The sequence below is a fragment of the Prochlorococcus marinus str. NATL2A genome, assembly GCF_000012465.1.
Classification (GTDB): Bacteria; Cyanobacteriota; Cyanobacteriia; order PCC-6307; family Cyanobiaceae; genus Prochlorococcus_B; species Prochlorococcus_B marinus_B.
Genome location: NC_007335.2, coordinates 1,538,369 through 1,552,491, shown reverse-complemented (window position 1 = coordinate 1,552,491; position 14,123 = coordinate 1,538,369). Strand labels below are relative to the sequence as shown.

Sequence of the window (14,123 nt, the reverse complement as noted above, 5' to 3'; positions counted from 1 at the left end):
AAGAATAAAAAAATAGTATTGTTATTTTACAGGACGATAAAGCAAATTTTTGTTTTGACCTTTTTGGGGTAAAAAGATCTAGTATAATTCCTGAATTATCCAAATAGCTTTCTTCAAGTTTTGCTTTCTAGCCAAATTATTGAGGTTTTTCCCTTTTCGGACCATTCATTATTAATTTTATAGGTCCGTTATCCAATGACTATTTACATCGGGAATCTCTCGTTTGATGCTGAGGTTGAAGATATTGTTGGTGTCTTTAGCAGTTATGGTGAAGTCACTAATTGTAAGCTTCCATTAGAAAGAGAAACTGGGAGAAAAAGAGGTTTCGCTTTTGTTGACATGGGCGATGATGCTCAAGAGCAAAAAGCAATCGACGATCTTCAAGATGTGGAATGGATGGGTAGGGCTATTAGAGTTACAAAAGCTAGACCCAAAAATAATTAATTAATTAATTTTAGATTTCAGTCTATTAGCGATTACAGCATTTCCCTAAATTAATGCTGTAATGATTAGAAGTTAAGAGCGATGCTTTTTTAATGCTTTACTCAACAATCCCTTTCTCTACAATCACATTTGGTGGATTTAATCCTTTAGCTGCAATTGCTGGTTTAGTGATCTTTTTTCAGATTTCTCAAATTTATTATTATGGATTACCTGAGAATGAACCATCAGTTGAGCTTTCTGAAACAGGTTCTTATAAGTACCTTCAAAAACAATTTATTGGTGTTCAAGTAGTTACTGCTCTTATTGCTGCTTCAGTAATGCTTGCAGGTCCTGATAAGATATTTTTTCCTTTTAAATATTTTTAAGCTCCAAACAAATAAAATTGACTTGGTTAAAAAAAGCAGCTCATTGAGCTGCTTTTTTTAGACATTAAAAAATTAACTTGAATTAATGATTAATTTTATCTAGTTAATCTTTTTGAATTATTTCGTTTTGGAATCGTCACTATGTTCGTCATGGACGTCAATCCATGAAGTAGATGTTTTAAATAGTAAATATGTGTTATTCATTATGGAATCAAATCAAAATAATACAGATGATTTAAAAGAAAGAGTTGATAGAAATAAAAAGCTTTCTTCAACTTGCAACCTTAATTACCTGTATCCCAATGGTCATCGTATTACGCATCAAATGAGATGGTTTAAAGGTAGTCGTGATAGATGTTTAAGATCTGATATCGCGGCATAAATAAAATAAAAATCAATTATTTATCAATAAATATAAATGAGAAAAACCAAAAAAAATCTTCAAGGTAGTCCCGATCCTTATGAAGATATGATTAGATTAAATAAACTTGACCCTTATGAAGGGTTAATTAAATCAAATAATTTTCTAAAAGAAAATAATAAATCAAGTTAAGAAAATTAGTTTTCTTGTTAACTTAAATTTTGAAATTAATTTTTGTATTTATCCAATAAAAAGCCTCCCATTTTATTAGGAGGCTTTTTATTGGATAAAACTTTAAGGTTTAGAAGCTGAAATAAGTCTCAGCAACTACACCAGTATCGTCATCACCAGTACTTGTATCTTCAACAGTAAAGAATCCAGCTGTTACTGAGACATAGTCATTAAGTCCGTAGCTGTAAGAAACTTCAAATCCTGTTGAGTCTTCAGAATCACTGCCATCAATATCAGTTGAATTGTAAGCAGCACTCAATGTTCCAGGGCCAACTTCGTAGTCAACACCAACGAACAAATCAGTTGCATCAGAACCAGTCTCTGGATCTGTTGTGTCATAAGCAACGCTTATTGTCGCAGGAACTGACTCAGGGCTGTAATAGATACCGCCACCAAATGTGTCATAGCCTTCACCCGCTTCGCCGTCATTAGTAGCGATTACAAGTCCGCCACCAAAGCCGTCGCCGTCATAACCAAGAGTGAATGTAGAAACATCATCTCCATCATCAGCGCCGATTCCTACTGTTGAATCAGAGCCTCCAACAGAAACGAAGCTTACAGATCCTACGAATCCATTGTCTCCAGAGTAAGCAACACCAACTCCAGGACCAGTTTCGTTACCAGCCAATGAGTAAGGCATGCTGCCTAGTCTGAAAGCATCTGAGTAAGCAGAAGTTGTTGCAGCAACAACATCATCCTGATCAAGTAACGGTCCAGCAGTTACTGAAAGATCGCCCACAGGGAAGGCATAGTACAAAGAATGCAATGTAATAGCACCAGTTCCGCCGGTTGAGCTATCCATGCTTGCTAATGGACCACTAGCATTACCAGTTTCCATACCCATGTAGAGCATATCTTCACCGGTAAAACTGGAAGTTACGTCCAGTCCATATCCGTATTGCATATAGAGTTCTTCTTCCGTATCACTTGTTCCTCCATCGGCAACAGAACCGATAGTAAAAACAGCACCACCTGAAAGAGATGTGGTTGATGAAAATGCAGTATCTGCATTAACTGCAACTGGAGCCATTAGACCCAGTGCAGCAGGAGCCACCAGCAAACGCTGAAATAACTTCATTGTGTCCTCACACAAATTAAGAGCAATCTATTTTTATAATTAATAACTAGATTCGATGTGTTCGTTGTTACATTGCTAGGAATTTTTTTGTATCTTCAGATACACCCTTGGACTTATTACTTGTTATTCCTTTGATTAAATATTCTTTAAAAAGTATAGCTTTGATTTCTTTTAAACTACTTAATGGAAATCTAGTTTCCATTAATCTTCATGGCTATTCATTGTCTATAGAACTAGCCTCTGCCCCTAATGCAGATGCAACCCATTCTGATACCAATGGAGAAACATTGGATAATTTATTGAGGAAAATTCTTTCTTCTAGTGTGACTAATTGATTGCTTTCTAGTCGACTTAGTATATTTTTTATTCTTATTCGTGTTGCTGTAGAGATCATGAATTTTTAATTTTTTTTATAACTAATCGGTCTTAAAGGGGACGTTCGATTTGGACATATTAATAAAAAGTTTATATTTTTATTAATATCTTTTGTATAAAAAATTACAAATACTTTTTTATTTATTTGTTTTAATTTCCACAAATAATTGTGGGTTATGGTCGATTTCTCTTATAGAAACATCACTTCTAGCATGGTCATACTGAAATGCATTGGACCTGATAGATTTTTTTTAGAACGAGCTATTTTTCCTCAAGAAGTATTCTCGTCTGTGGCACCAGAAGGTTCGCAATTGGAAATTTGGGGAATAGAGTCATATGGACCAAATTTAGAACAACGACTCCGAGTAACGGCTTTTAATAAAGAAGATTCACTCGTAGCCTAAGATTTTTTGAAATTTAATATCAACTAAAGTAATAGATATCTTTGTGCAAGTGGTAGTAATTCAGCAGGTTCACAAGTCAAAAGCTCTCCGTTTGCAAAAACTTCATATGTTTGGGGGTCTACTTCGATTTTTGGTCTTGCATCATTAAGTTTCATTGATTGTTTAGATATTTTTCTTGTGTCTTTAACGGGAGCATAAGAACGTTCCAATTTGAGTCGTTCAGGGACACCAGCGTCTATTGCACTCTCGCTTAAGAAAGTCAGACATGTAGGATTTATTGCCTTTCCAAAGGAAGAAAACATTGGACGACCATGAACTGGTTGTGGAGTAGGAATCGAGGCATTTGCATCTCCCATTTGAGCCCATGCGATACATCCTCCTTTGACTACTAAGTCAGGTTTAATTCCAAAAAAACCTGGCTTCCAAAGTACTAAGTCTGCTAGTTTTCCAACTTCTACCGAACCAACATGAGCACTGATTCCATGAGCTATCGCAGGATTAATAGTGACTTTTGAGATATATCTTTTCAGACGATGATTATCATTCCTTTGATTATCCTCAGGTAAGGCTCCTCTTTGAACTTTCATTTTATGAGCAGTTTGAAAAGTCCGGCTAATCACCTCCCCAACTCTACCCATAGCCTGGGAGTCACTAGCAATAATAGAAAAGGCTCCTAAGTCGTGGAGTATGTCCTCAGCAGCAATAGTTTCACGACGTATTCTTGACTCAGCAAATGCAACATCCTCTGGAATTTTGGGATCTAAATGATGACACACCATCAACATGTCTAAATGCTCTTCAAGAGTATTTAGAGTGAAAGGCCTAGTTGGATTTGTACTGCTGGGAATCACATTTGATTCTCCACAAATTTTGATAATGTCGGGAGCGTGACCACCTCCCGCTCCTTCTGTATGGAAGGTATGAATTGTTCGCCCTCTTATTGCCTTAATTGTATCTTCAACAAAACCAGCTTCATTTAGGGTATCTGTATGAATACAAACTTGTACGTCTAGTTGATCTGCAACACTTAGGCAGGAATCAATACAGGCCGGTGTTGTTCCCCAGTCTTCATGCAGTTTTAACCCACAAGCACCTGCTCTTACTTGTTCTTCTAATGCTGCTTTGTTAGTTGCATTGCCTTTTCCAAAGAATCCCAAATTAACAGGAAATCCCTCTGCAGATTGCAGCATTCTTGAGATGTGAAATGCTCCAGGTGTACATGTCGTTGCATTAGTACCTGTTGCTGGTCCTGTCCCTCCTCCGAGCATTGTGGTAACCCCACTAGCTAAAGCAGTTTCTATTTGTTGCGGACAGATAAAGTGAATGTGACTATCAATAGCTCCTGCAGTAATAATGCTTCCTTCTCCTGCGATTGCTTCAGTACTGGCGCCTACAATAATGTTGACACCTTCTTGAGTATCCGGATTTCCAGCTTTTCCGATACCTGAGATTTTTCCGTCTTTGATGCCAATATCAGCTTTAACAATTCCCCACCAATCCAAAATTAGCGCATTTGTGATAACTGTATCTACTACTCCATTGTCTCTACTTTGTTGTGATTGTCCCATCCCATCACGAATAACTTTTCCCCCACCAAATTTAACTTCGTCTCCATAGTGAGTATGATCCTGTTCAACTTCGAGTATTAAGTCCGTATCTGCAAGTCTAATGCGATCGCCTTTCGTCGGACCATAAGTCTCTGCATAGGCTTGGCGAGAAATTTTGAAAGGCATCTTATTGTTGAAGTGAATTGTTTATAAGTCCGTTGAACCCAAAAATTTTACGGTCTCCAGCATAAGGAACAAGATTAACTTCTCTTTGGTCACCTGGCTCAAATCTGATAGCAGTACCGGCGGGGATGTCTAACCTTTTCCCGAGAGATTTTTTGCGATCAAATTCTAGACCTTTATTGGACTCAAAGAAATGATAATGAGAGCCAATTTGTATAGGTCGATCAGAGGTGTTAGCGACTTTTAGGGTTGTGGTTTCTCTTCCTTTGTTTAGTTCAATAAAACCATCTTCGGGAATAAGTTCTCCAGGAATTAAATAGGACATAATTGTAGTTAGCTAATTGGATTGTGAAGTGTTACCAGCTTCGTTCCATCTGGAAAAACAGCTTCTATTTGAACTTCATGGATGAGCTCTGGCACGCCTTCCATGACTTGTTCTTTTGTTAACCATGTGGTTCCCTCGTTCATTAAGGTTGAGACACTCTTCCCATCTCTGGCACCTTCAAGTACTTGAAAGCTGAGCCAAGCGACGGCTTCAGGATGATTTAATTTCAAACCTCTATTTAATCTTCGCTCTGCCAAAAGAGCAGCAGTGACTACTAGTAATTTGTCTTTTTCTTGAGGGCTTAAGTACATTTTTTAATAATTAGAACCTGATTTTACTAGCAAAAAAATGCTTAAAAGTTCATAATGGACATTTTATATCTCTTGATGGATTTTCTTGCATCGGCCAAATTCTCATGTATTCAGGCATGCTTAATTTTCTTAAAACTCTAGTAAGACTCCAAATTCTATAAAACCAAAATCGAGCTGATTGTGTTGATGATCCAGTGTATCTTGCTGATATGCCATTTTCAAGAAGACTACAAGTCATAAATCCCTCAAGTCCAGCTCTTTGTTGTCGGCATTCGACTAGCAAATCAGACAAATCTTTTTGCATTATTTTTTTAGGTGTTATCCAAGTTAAAGATCCAAATACTGGTTTCTGTTCTAAGCCATGAATGGATTTTAGAGCTTCTCCAGATAGTTCTAAGCGATCACTAAATTCATAATGTTTTCCTTGATTATTATCCCTAAAGATTTCCAAAGATGATCTCCATACTCCACTACCAAGTTGTTCCTCTGCAGCAGTTCGTCCCAAACGAACCAAATCAACACATAAAAAGCTTGATGACGGATCAAGATTAACAGTCATATTTTGTTCAAAAAGACCTCCCTGATAAACAATTAATTCTTGAGGCATCCACTCAAAGTCAGAATTTTGTTTAATTTGAAAAAAACATTTTTGATTTGCCCAGCTCCCTTGCGGATTTAATTTTGATCTGCCTCTACTTCCATAAACTTTTTGAGCTGCTACCGAAGAACATATAGCAATGCTATCTTCTTCGGCGTTTACATTTATTGTTAGTTGATCACCTCCAACAATTCCTCCCGCACTATGGAGAATTGGTATTTCACATCTCCCATCTTTTTTATCATTGAATACTCTCATTACTTTTAATGGAGCAGTACTTTTCGCTTGATGAATTGTTTTGACAATATCTTTATTGTTAGAACTTGAGCTCTTGAAAAGCCTTAGATCACAAGTTCCATGCCATTGAGATTTCATTGAATAGCTTTATCGTTTTTGCTCATTTAGTTTTGAGAAAATAATAAATGTCTGATCTGGTAGACATAACCTATAAAATTTAGACCTACAAAGAATTTAAGCTTGTCTCAGGAATTAATCTATCTCACAGAGAGAATTAGTGCTCAAGTGATAAAAAATAACCTTTTACTTCCCTTGTCTGCAAAAGAGAGGACTCAGCTTCGAGGTAAACGATCAACTTTAGATGGAATTGATGTCATTTTAAATTTGCCTCGAGGAGGAGGTCGTTTGATTCCTGGAGAGGTGTTGAAAAGTGAGAATTCAAAAGTTTTTGTAAGCATAGTGGCCGCTCACGAAGATGTAATAAGAATTAGCTCAGAAAACAGATTGAAATTGTTAAAAGCTGCTTATCATTTAGGTAATAGACATGTTGAGATTGAGTTGCACGATAAAGAGTTATATTTACTCAATGATGTAGTAATGAGAAAAATGTTAGAAGCCCATGGTTTTGAAATAGAAAGTTTCCAAAGACCTTTTTCTCCTGAGATAGGCGCTTATGAGTAGGGATTTGATTGATTCCGTTTATGAAACTTGAGTTTTTACAATTAATCAGCCCATCATTACCAGTTGGTGCTTTTAGTTACTCTGAAGGATTGGAGTGGCTTGTTCAAAATCAAAAAGTATATGACGAGACAACACTTTTTAATTGGATTAAAAGTGAACTCTCTCGAGGCCAGATAACAATTGAGGCAAGCTCAATTGCTCACATTATGAGAGATTTAGAGCATTGGAATGATCATAAAGATGTTCAACATAAATTAATTATTGAAGAGTGGAATTCTTGGCTTGGTTCATTAAGAGATTCGCCAGATGTCAGATCTCAACAAATACAAATGGGTGAATCTCTATTACAGCTTCTCATTGATCTAGATCATCCTCTTCCTGGTAATGAAAAAAAATTTATTTGGCCGATAGCTTGGGCTTGGGCAGGAGTTTGCTGGGATATACCCCAAATTGATTTAGTGGAAGGATTTTTATATAGTTGGGTGGCTAATCAATTGAGTGCAGCGTTAAGACTATTGTCATTAGGACCAACAAAAGCTCAACAGCTTCAAATGAAATCCCTAAGACACATAAAGTCTCAAGCAAGTTACTTATTGCAGCAGAATCCTAAAGAAATTTGGGTTGGTGATGTGGGCGCGATTATGGCACAACAATCGCATATTGAACTTTATTCAAGATTATTTCGAAGCTAATGGAAAGTAAATTAAGAGTTGGCATAGCTGGTCCAGTAGGATCTGGCAAAACGGCTATTATTCAGAGACTATGTGAAAATCTTAAAGATCGATTAGAGATTGCAGTAGTAACAAATGATATTTATACGCAAGAAGATGCAAAATTTTTAACGAATTCAAAGGCTTTAGCACCTGAACGTATCAAAGGAGTTGAAACTGGAGGTTGCCCACATACAGCGATAAGGGAAGATTGCTCAATTAATCGTATTGCGGTTGAAGAGCTGGAGCATAAATTTACAACTTTAGATTTAGTATTTGTTGAAAGTGGTGGCGATAATCTAGCTGCGAGTTTTAGCCCTGAGTTAGTAGATGTATGTATATACATAATTGATGTCGCAGCGGGAGACAAGATCCCTAGGAAAGGAGGGCCAGGAATAACACGTTCTGATTTATTAGTGATCAATAAGATTGACCTTGCTGAAATGGTTGGAGCAAGCCTGAAAATAATGGAGAGAGATACTCTGCTTATGAGGAAAAATCTTCCCTGGTGTTTTACCAATACCAAAACAGGGGAGGGGATAAAAATAATTGAAGGGTTTTTGTGTAATCAGATACCCTCTGTGCATAAGATGGTATAAACAAATACGGAAATGTATCTTCGTTTACTGAAATAGCTAAAACAGTCTTATTTACTACAAAAAGAGGGGTGTTCAGTTGGATACTTTTCCTAAACCCCAAGGTGGGCAAACAACTAATTTAGTTAGTAATTCATGAAGCTTTCAAAGCGCATTTTTGCAGGTTTAGCTACTGCCTCTTTAGCCGTAACTGTTACTGCTTGTGGTGGATCAGATTCCTCTGGCAACTTTGACGACACCGTAACTGTTGGAATTCTCCATTCTCTTTCAGGGACAATGGCAATCTCGGAATCAACTCTTGTTGATACAGAGAAAATGGCTATTGAGGAAATCAATGCAGCTGGCGGTGTAACAGTCGACGGTAAAAGCTATAAAATTGAATACATCGTTGAAGATGGTGCCTCAGATTGGCCTACCTTTGCAGAGAAATCTAAGAAGTTAATCGACCAGGATGGAGTACCAGTAGTCTTTGGCGGCTGGACTTCTGCAAGTCGAAAGGCAATGCTTCCAGTTTATGAATCAAAAGATGCATTCCTTTATTACCCAATTCAATATGAAGCACAAGAGTGCTCCAATAACATTTTCTATACAGGAGCGACTCCAAATCAGCAGTCTGAGCCTGCCACTGATTTCATGTATAAGCGCTCTCCAGCTGCTGGAGGAGATTTCTTCTTAGTTGGTTCTGATTATGTTTTTCCAAGAACTTCTAACACAATTACTAAAGCTCAAGTGAAACAACTTGGCGGAAAAGTTGTTGGAGAAGATTATCTTCCTTTAGGTAATACTGAGGTAGCACCTATTATCTCGAAGATAAAAGTTGCTCTTCCTGATGGTGGAATCATAGTTAACACTTTGAATGGTGACCAAAACGTTGCTTTCTTCAAACAAATCCAGGACGCAGGAATCACTCCTTCTAATGGTTATTACGTAATGAACTACTCCATTGCGGAAGAAGAGATTAGTACGATTGGACCTGAGTTCCTTGAGGGCCACTATGGTGCTTGGAACTACATGATGTCTATTGATACGCCAGCTTCTAAGAAATTTGCTAAGAGCTTTAAGAAGAGATGGGGTAGTGATCGTGTTGTGGCTGATCCTCAAGAATCTGCCTATAACATGGTTTATCTTTGGAAGCAGGCAGTTGAAGATGCAGGTACATTTGATGACAATGCGGTTAGAGAAGCATTGGTTGGTCAGACATTCGATGCTCCTCAGGGTCCAGTAGAAGTTATGGCAAATCATCACCTATCTCAAACAGTGAGAATCGGTGAAATCAATGCAGAGGGTGGATTTACAATCCTTGAAGAAACTGGAGTAGTTGAGCCACAAGCATGGAACCAAAAACATCCAAGTTCAAAAGGTTACGCTTGTGATTGGACTGATCCTAAGAAAGGTGAAAAATATAGGATGTGATTCAATTTCTGACTTATAAATAGATTCTAATAAGGAGCCTTCGGGCTCCTTATTTCTTTAAAAAACAACCAAGCTAGTGCAACTTTTACTTGAAAGTCTCTTTAATGGCGTTGCTATTGGCTCAGTTTTGCTTGTCGCAGCACTGGGACTGGCAATTGTCTTCGGTTTGATGGGTGTCATTAATCTTGCTCATGGCGAATTGATGATGCTTGGCGCTTATTCCACATACATAACTCAATTAATTTTTAAACAAGTTTCTTTTTTAAAACCTTTTTATGATTCGTATGTCATAGTTGCAATTGGGATTGCTTTTTTAGTTAGTGGAACAGTTGGGATTCTTTTAGAACGAACAGTTATTAGACGTCTCTATGGAAGTCCTCTTGAAACACTTTTAGCTACATGGGGAGTTAGTCTAATCCTTCAACAATTTGTTAGAAGTGTTCCTCTCGCTTATGCAAGTGGTTTGGTTGTAGCACTATTCTTTGGATTATTTTCACCATTATTTATTTCTGATGACTTACTTTCTGGTGCAAAAGGTAAATTAATAAGGGCATGCACGTGGGGATTTTCTGCATTAATAGGTGTCGCAACAGGAGGTATTTTATCTTCGTTAGTAAGTAAACTTAGTCGTGCAAGTGCAAGGAACGTTGATGTTACTGCTCCTTCTTGGATGAGAGGTGGTATAGATTTTGTTGGAATTACTTTCCCTAAAACACGTTTATTAATAATCCTTATCACTGTAATATCTGTTTTAGTAGTGATTTTCTTTCTCGATAAAACAGCGTGGGGAATGAGAATAAGAGCAGTAACTCAAAATAGACCTATGAGTGATTGTTTAGGTATATCAACAGAAACAGTAGATATTATTACTTTTGGAATTGGCTCTGGTCTTGCTGGAGTTGCTGGAGTTGCTGTTTCACTTCTAGGGTCAGTAGGACCAAATGTTGGCGGAAATTATATTGTGGGATGTTTTATGGTTGTCGTTCTTGGTGGAGTAGGTAATTTGCTAGGCACAATTCTTGCTTCTTTCTCTATAGGAATTATGACTGATTTAATTGGAGCAGGGAGACTCCTTACCATTTGGCCAGATATGCCTTCACCTCTAGCATCAACAATAGATTTTTTTGCGACAACAAGTATGGCTAGAGTAATGATATTTGCACTAATAGTCATATTCTTGCAATTTCGACCAACTGGGATGTTCCCTCAAAAAGGAAGAATGGTGGAGTCTTAATTTATGAGTATTTTTTCTACAAAAAAAAGTTGGATTTGGGTTCTAATCATTGCATTAATTATTGCTGCTCCTGCATTACTTCCTGTCTTTAGATTAAATCTCTTAGGTAGATATTTATCTCTTGCAATAGTGGCCCTAGGAGTTGATTTGATTTGGGGATTCACAGGAATGTTGAGCTTAGGGCAAGGAATTTTCTTTGCTCTTGGTGGATATTGCGCTGCAATGTTCCTCCAATTGAATAGTTCAGGAGAATTTCCAAATGGTATCCCTGAGTTTTTTGGTTTATATGGAGTCGAAAAACTTCCATTTTTTTGGGAACCTTTTAAAAGTTCAATTTTTACTCTTATTTCCATTTGGTTGCTACCAGCAATAATTGCTGGTCTTCTAGGTTATTTAGTTTTTAGAAATAGAATTAAAGGTGTTTATTTTTCGATCCTTACACAAGCGGCTCTTTTAGTTTTTTTCAATTTCTTTAATGGTCAACAGAAATTGATTAATGGAACAAATGGTTTAAAAACAGACGTGACTCAACTTTTTGGACAAATGGTAGGTTCTGAAATAATGCAAAGATGGTTCTTTTGGATATCAGCTATTTTAGTGATACTTGCATGGTTTTTTGCGAGGTGGATTGTTCGAGATCGATTTGGAAATATCCTTATTGGAATTAGAGATGATGAAGCTCGAGTTCGTTTCACTGGATATAATCCAGTAATTTTTAAAACAATAATTTTCTCAATAGCAGGAGGCTTAGCTGGTATTTCAGGGGCTTTGTATACAGTTCAATCTGGAATAGTTTCGCCTCAATTTATGACTGTCCCGTTCTCTATCGAAATGGTTGTTTGGGTTGCCGTTGGGGGCAGAGGAACTTTACTAGGCGCAATTCTTGGGGCTGTTTTTATTAATTATGCAAAAAGTTTAGTGAGTGAAGCATTACCAGCAAGTTGGATGTTTATTCAAGGTGGATTATTTATTCTTGTTGTAACAGCTCTCCCAGAAGGGGTACTTGGATGGATCCGAAAGGGAGGTCTAAAGAAATTACTCTTTTTAATTGGAATTAATAAAAAACTGGAGACATATCCAAGTCTTGAAGTTAATGAACAAGGTGAGGTGAAATCATGAGTTCTCCATTGCTAGAGCTAAAAAAAATCTCAGTTAGCTTTGAGGGATTTCTTGCTCTTAGAGATCTTGATCTGGTTTTGAATAAAGGCGATCTTAGAGCCGTTATTGGTCCCAATGGTGCAGGTAAAACTACATTTTTAGATGTAATTACTGGCAAAGTATTACCGACAAAAGGTGATGTGATTTTTAAAGAAAAATCGTTGCTTGGTCAAAAGGAGTTTCGTATAGCGCGTAAAGGGATTGGAAGAAAATTTCAAAGTCCTAGGATATTTGAAAATCTATCTGTACAAGAAAACCTAGCTCTATCAGTTAGCAGGCCTAAAACTCCTTTTTCATTATTGATTGATAATTTAAAGGTTAAGCATTTAGATCAAATTCAACATTTGATGAGTATTGTCAACCTTCAATCAAAAGCCAATATCAGGGCGGGAGCTCTCTCTCATGGCCAAAAACAATGGCTTGAGATTGCTATGCTAGTTGGACAAGACCCTGACCTGTTACTTGTTGATGAACCTGTGGCTGGCTTGACTGATGAAGAAACAGATTTAACTGCTGATCTTCTTAAATCTCTAGCGGGTGATCATACTGTTTTAGTTATTGATCATGATATGGAATTTATTCGTAGACTTGATTGCCCTGTGAGTGTTTTACACCAAGGATATGTATTGAAGGAAGGCTCTATGAGCGAAATACAAAAAGATCCTTTGGTGATAGAGGTTTATCTAGGACAATCTGAGGAGGAAGAATAATGACTATGCTTCAGATAAAAGGCTTGAATACTTACTATGGCGAGAGTCATATTCTTCGAGATGTTGATATGAATATCAACCAAGGTGAGATGGTTTGTCTTATAGGTCGAAATGGAGTAGGTAAAACAACTTTGCTTAAATCCTTAATAGGTTTATTAACTCCACGGCGTGGAGAGATTATTTTTAATGGAGATTTAGTAAATAGAAAGCAACCTCATCAAAGAGCTCGTTCAGGAATTGGATATGTTCCTCAAGGACGAGAAATAATACCTTATCTAACTGTCGAGGAAAATCTTCAACTTGGATTGGAAGCTTTGCCTGGAGGTTTAGCAAAACATAAAAAGATTGATGAACTTGTATATGAACTATTCCCTGTCTTAAAACAATTTCTTGATCGTAAAGGGGGTGACTTAAGTGGTGGACAACAGCAACAACTGGCCATTGCGCGAGCACTACTGGGAAAACCAAAGTTGCTTTTACTTGATGAACCAACTGAAGGAATACAGCCGAATATCGTTCAAGATATTGAGTCAGCAGTCAAAAGGATTATTAGTGAGACTGGTGTTGGAGTTTTATTAGTAGAGCAACATCTGCATTTTGTGAGGCAAGCTGATCGTTATTATGCAATGCAACGTGGAGGGATAGTAGCAAATGGCCCAACTAGTGAATTAAGTAAAGCGGTGGTAGAGAAATTCCTTAGTGTTTAAGTCTATTTTGTTTGAGTAAAAGCAGTTTCTTTCTCTATTTTGTCTTGGCAAGTAGAGCAAAGAATATGACCTTTCTTTTTCCAAAAAGTCTTTGTTGACCTTTCGATATTTTGTCCACAGCCAAGGCATTTAAAGAGTGGACTCATTTATTACTTAATCTTTTTTGTATGATTATTTATCATACTATTTTAGTCTGTCATAAGAGATACAATATCTTTTGGGCCGTAGTCTTTTGTTTTTATAAATAAAATTGAATAATTTAATTAAGCTGAAAAAGCATTTTTTGATACTTGCTCTCTTTATTTAGTTTGTTATAAATTGACTAGCTTGTTTTTAGTTCATGTCTTTCGAGAGACTAAGTAAAACTGAAATAGTTCATGGCAGGATTGCAATGTCAGGTGTATTATTTGTTTTATTACTAGAAATAGTATTTAAGATAAATATTTCTTAGATAC

The 14,123-nt window shown here is 36.9% G+C and carries 22 protein-coding genes; 14 read left to right on the top strand and 8 right to left on the bottom strand.

The genetic code is table 11. The annotated features are described in order from the left end of the window. Positions 1-195: 195 nt before the first annotated feature. The 4 genes from PMN2A_RS08535 (at position 196) to PMN2A_RS11055 (ending at position 1,362) form a co-directional block, all read left to right on the top strand. The gene (locus tag PMN2A_RS08535; RefSeq protein ID WP_011295404.1) at positions 196-444 is read left to right on the top strand and encodes an RNA recognition motif domain-containing protein; all 249 of its coding nucleotides are present in this window, start codon (positions 196-198) and stop codon (positions 442-444) included. Positions 445-536: 92 nt separating this feature from the next. Beyond that, positions 537-809 (top strand): hypothetical protein, encoded by a 273-nt coding sequence (locus PMN2A_RS08530; RefSeq protein WP_011295403.1) that lies wholly within the window; start codon positions 537-539, stop codon positions 807-809. Between the two features lie 205 nt (positions 810-1,014). Continuing rightward, entirely contained in the window at positions 1,015-1,191 is a 177-nt protein-coding gene (locus tag PMN2A_RS10895) for a hypothetical protein (protein WP_011295152.1), read from the top strand. Positions 1,192-1,227: 36 nt separating this feature from the next. Next, positions 1,228-1,362, top strand: a complete 135-nt coding sequence (locus PMN2A_RS11055) for a hypothetical protein (protein WP_011295164.1) — start codon at positions 1,228-1,230, stop codon at positions 1,360-1,362. 109 nt (positions 1,363-1,471) lie between these two features. Here the strand turns inward: PMN2A_RS11055 and PMN2A_RS08525 are convergent, their stop codons facing one another. From PMN2A_RS08525 to PMN2A_RS08520, 3 genes are all read right to left on the bottom strand, one after another. After that, on the bottom strand, positions 1,472-2,479 hold the full coding sequence (locus PMN2A_RS08525; RefSeq protein WP_011295402.1) for a hypothetical protein: 1,008 nt from the start codon (positions 2,477-2,479) through the stop codon (positions 1,472-1,474). Between the two features lie 67 nt (positions 2,480-2,546). Next, positions 2,547-2,681: a hypothetical protein gene (locus PMN2A_RS11050; RefSeq protein WP_263892590.1), complete on the bottom strand. Its 135-nt coding sequence runs from the start codon at positions 2,679-2,681 to the stop codon at positions 2,547-2,549. A 12-nt stretch (positions 2,682-2,693) separates the two neighbouring features. Further along, entirely contained in the window at positions 2,694-2,873 is a 180-nt protein-coding gene (locus tag PMN2A_RS08520; RefSeq protein WP_011295074.1) for a hypothetical protein, read from the bottom strand. A gap of 157 nt (positions 2,874-3,030) precedes the next feature. On the opposite strand from PMN2A_RS08520, the gene PMN2A_RS08515 reads away from it, so the two are divergent. Then, complete coding sequence (locus tag PMN2A_RS08515; protein ID WP_041711064.1) at positions 3,031-3,258, top strand: DUF1830 domain-containing protein; 228 nt, start codon at positions 3,031-3,033, stop codon at positions 3,256-3,258. A gap of 23 nt (positions 3,259-3,281) precedes the next feature. On the opposite strand, the gene ureC is transcribed toward PMN2A_RS08515, so the two are convergent. From ureC to PMN2A_RS08495, 4 genes are read right to left on the bottom strand one after another with little or no spacing between them, the layout of a single operon-like run. Beyond that, complete coding sequence (gene ureC, locus PMN2A_RS08510; RefSeq protein ID WP_011295400.1) at positions 3,282-4,991, bottom strand: urease subunit alpha; 1,710 nt, start codon at positions 4,989-4,991, stop codon at positions 3,282-3,284. A 1-nt stretch (position 4,992) separates the two neighbouring features. Then, positions 4,993-5,313 carry an urease subunit beta gene (locus PMN2A_RS08505; protein WP_011295399.1) on the bottom strand — a complete coding sequence of 107 codons (321 nt, stop codon included), beginning with the start codon at positions 5,311-5,313 and terminating at the stop codon, positions 4,993-4,995. 8 nt (positions 5,314-5,321) lie between these two features. Further along, positions 5,322-5,624: an urease subunit gamma gene (locus tag PMN2A_RS08500; RefSeq protein ID WP_011295398.1), complete on the bottom strand. Its 303-nt coding sequence runs from the start codon at positions 5,622-5,624 to the stop codon at positions 5,322-5,324. 49 nt (positions 5,625-5,673) lie between these two features. Further along, on the bottom strand, positions 5,674-6,597 hold the full coding sequence (locus tag PMN2A_RS08495; protein WP_011295397.1) for an urease accessory protein UreD: 924 nt from the start codon (positions 6,595-6,597) through the stop codon (positions 5,674-5,676). Between the two features lie 102 nt (positions 6,598-6,699). Between PMN2A_RS08495 and ureE the strand changes: the two genes are divergently transcribed. The 8 genes from ureE (at position 6,700) to urtE (ending at position 13,668) form a co-directional block, all read left to right on the top strand. Further along, complete coding sequence (ureE, locus tag PMN2A_RS08490) at positions 6,700-7,140, top strand: urease accessory protein UreE (RefSeq protein WP_011295396.1); 441 nt, start codon at positions 6,700-6,702, stop codon at positions 7,138-7,140. Positions 7,141-7,160: 20 nt separating this feature from the next. Then, entirely contained in the window at positions 7,161-7,832 is a 672-nt protein-coding gene (locus PMN2A_RS08485; protein WP_011295395.1) for an urease accessory protein UreF, read from the top strand. Further along, positions 7,832-8,449, top strand: coding sequence for an urease accessory protein UreG (gene ureG, locus PMN2A_RS08480; protein ID WP_011295394.1), 618 nt, complete (start codon positions 7,832-7,834; stop codon positions 8,447-8,449). The genes PMN2A_RS08485 and ureG overlap by 1 nt, the downstream gene beginning before the upstream one ends. 132 nt (positions 8,450-8,581) lie before the next feature. Then, positions 8,582-9,859 (top strand): urea ABC transporter substrate-binding protein, encoded by a 1,278-nt coding sequence (gene urtA / locus PMN2A_RS08475; RefSeq protein WP_011295393.1) that lies wholly within the window; start codon positions 8,582-8,584, stop codon positions 9,857-9,859. 76 nt (positions 9,860-9,935) lie between these two features. Continuing rightward, positions 9,936-11,093: an urea ABC transporter permease subunit UrtB gene (gene urtB / locus PMN2A_RS08470; protein ID WP_011295392.1), complete on the top strand. Its 1,158-nt coding sequence runs from the start codon at positions 9,936-9,938 to the stop codon at positions 11,091-11,093. Positions 11,094-11,096: 3 nt separating this feature from the next. Continuing rightward, positions 11,097-12,212 carry an urea ABC transporter permease subunit UrtC gene (urtC, locus tag PMN2A_RS08465; RefSeq protein WP_011295391.1) on the top strand — a complete coding sequence of 372 codons (1,116 nt, stop codon included), beginning with the start codon at positions 11,097-11,099 and terminating at the stop codon, positions 12,210-12,212. After that, on the top strand, positions 12,209-12,961 hold the full coding sequence (gene urtD, locus PMN2A_RS08460; protein WP_011295390.1) for an urea ABC transporter ATP-binding protein UrtD: 753 nt from the start codon (positions 12,209-12,211) through the stop codon (positions 12,959-12,961). Before urtC ends, urtD begins: the two co-directional genes overlap by 4 nt. After that, positions 12,961-13,668 (top strand): urea ABC transporter ATP-binding subunit UrtE, encoded by a 708-nt coding sequence (urtE, locus tag PMN2A_RS08455; protein WP_011295389.1) that lies wholly within the window; start codon positions 12,961-12,963, stop codon positions 13,666-13,668. The genes urtD and urtE overlap by 1 nt, the downstream gene beginning before the upstream one ends. A 2-nt stretch (positions 13,669-13,670) precedes the next feature. Here urtE and PMN2A_RS10890 read toward each other — a convergent pair whose 3' ends face one another. Continuing rightward, complete coding sequence (locus tag PMN2A_RS10890; protein ID WP_011295388.1) at positions 13,671-13,814, bottom strand: hypothetical protein; 144 nt, start codon at positions 13,812-13,814, stop codon at positions 13,671-13,673. 194 nt (positions 13,815-14,008) lie between these two features. Between PMN2A_RS10890 and PMN2A_RS11105 the strand changes: the two genes are divergently transcribed. Next, positions 14,009-14,119, top strand: coding sequence for a chlorophyll a/b-binding protein (locus PMN2A_RS11105; protein ID WP_071813639.1), 111 nt, complete (start codon positions 14,009-14,011; stop codon positions 14,117-14,119). Positions 14,120-14,123 lie beyond the last annotated feature (4 nt).

Coding starts and splice junctions, on each gene's coding strand:
- PMN2A_RS08535 (WP_011295404.1), top strand. CDS start 196: ATGACTATTTACATCGGGAATCTCTCGTTTGATGCTGAGGTTGAAGAT.
- PMN2A_RS08530 (WP_011295403.1), top strand. CDS start 537: ATGCTTTACTCAACAATCCCTTTCTCTACAATCACATTTGGTGGATTT.
- PMN2A_RS10895 (WP_011295152.1), top strand. CDS start 1,015: ATGGAATCAAATCAAAATAATACAGATGATTTAAAAGAAAGAGTTGAT.
- PMN2A_RS11055 (WP_011295164.1), top strand. CDS start 1,228: ATGAGAAAAACCAAAAAAAATCTTCAAGGTAGTCCCGATCCTTATGAA.
- PMN2A_RS08525 (WP_011295402.1), bottom strand. CDS start 2,479: ATGAAGTTATTTCAGCGTTTGCTGGTGGCTCCTGCTGCACTGGGTCTA.
- PMN2A_RS11050 (WP_263892590.1), bottom strand. CDS start 2,681: ATGGAAACTAGATTTCCATTAAGTAGTTTAAAAGAAATCAAAGCTATA.
- PMN2A_RS08520 (WP_011295074.1), bottom strand. CDS start 2,873: ATGATCTCTACAGCAACACGAATAAGAATAAAAAATATACTAAGTCGA.
- PMN2A_RS08515 (WP_041711064.1), top strand. CDS start 3,031: ATGGTCGATTTCTCTTATAGAAACATCACTTCTAGCATGGTCATACTG.
- ureC (WP_011295400.1), bottom strand. CDS start 4,991: ATGCCTTTCAAAATTTCTCGCCAAGCCTATGCAGAGACTTATGGTCCG.
- PMN2A_RS08505 (WP_011295399.1), bottom strand. CDS start 5,313: ATGTCCTATTTAATTCCTGGAGAACTTATTCCCGAAGATGGTTTTATT.
- PMN2A_RS08500 (WP_011295398.1), bottom strand. CDS start 5,624: ATGTACTTAAGCCCTCAAGAAAAAGACAAATTACTAGTAGTCACTGCT.
- PMN2A_RS08495 (WP_011295397.1), bottom strand. CDS start 6,597: ATGAAATCTCAATGGCATGGAACTTGTGATCTAAGGCTTTTCAAGAGC.
- PMN2A_RS08485 (WP_011295395.1), top strand. CDS start 7,161: ATGAAACTTGAGTTTTTACAATTAATCAGCCCATCATTACCAGTTGGT.
- ureG (WP_011295394.1), top strand. CDS start 7,832: ATGGAAAGTAAATTAAGAGTTGGCATAGCTGGTCCAGTAGGATCTGGC.
- urtA (WP_011295393.1), top strand. CDS start 8,582: ATGAAGCTTTCAAAGCGCATTTTTGCAGGTTTAGCTACTGCCTCTTTA.
- urtC (WP_011295391.1), top strand. CDS start 11,097: ATGAGTATTTTTTCTACAAAAAAAAGTTGGATTTGGGTTCTAATCATT.
- urtD (WP_011295390.1), top strand. CDS start 12,209: ATGAGTTCTCCATTGCTAGAGCTAAAAAAAATCTCAGTTAGCTTTGAG.
- urtE (WP_011295389.1), top strand. CDS start 12,961: ATGACTATGCTTCAGATAAAAGGCTTGAATACTTACTATGGCGAGAGT.
- PMN2A_RS10890 (WP_011295388.1), bottom strand. CDS start 13,814: ATGAGTCCACTCTTTAAATGCCTTGGCTGTGGACAAAATATCGAAAGG.
- PMN2A_RS11105 (WP_071813639.1), top strand. CDS start 14,009: ATGTCTTTCGAGAGACTAAGTAAAACTGAAATAGTTCATGGCAGGATT.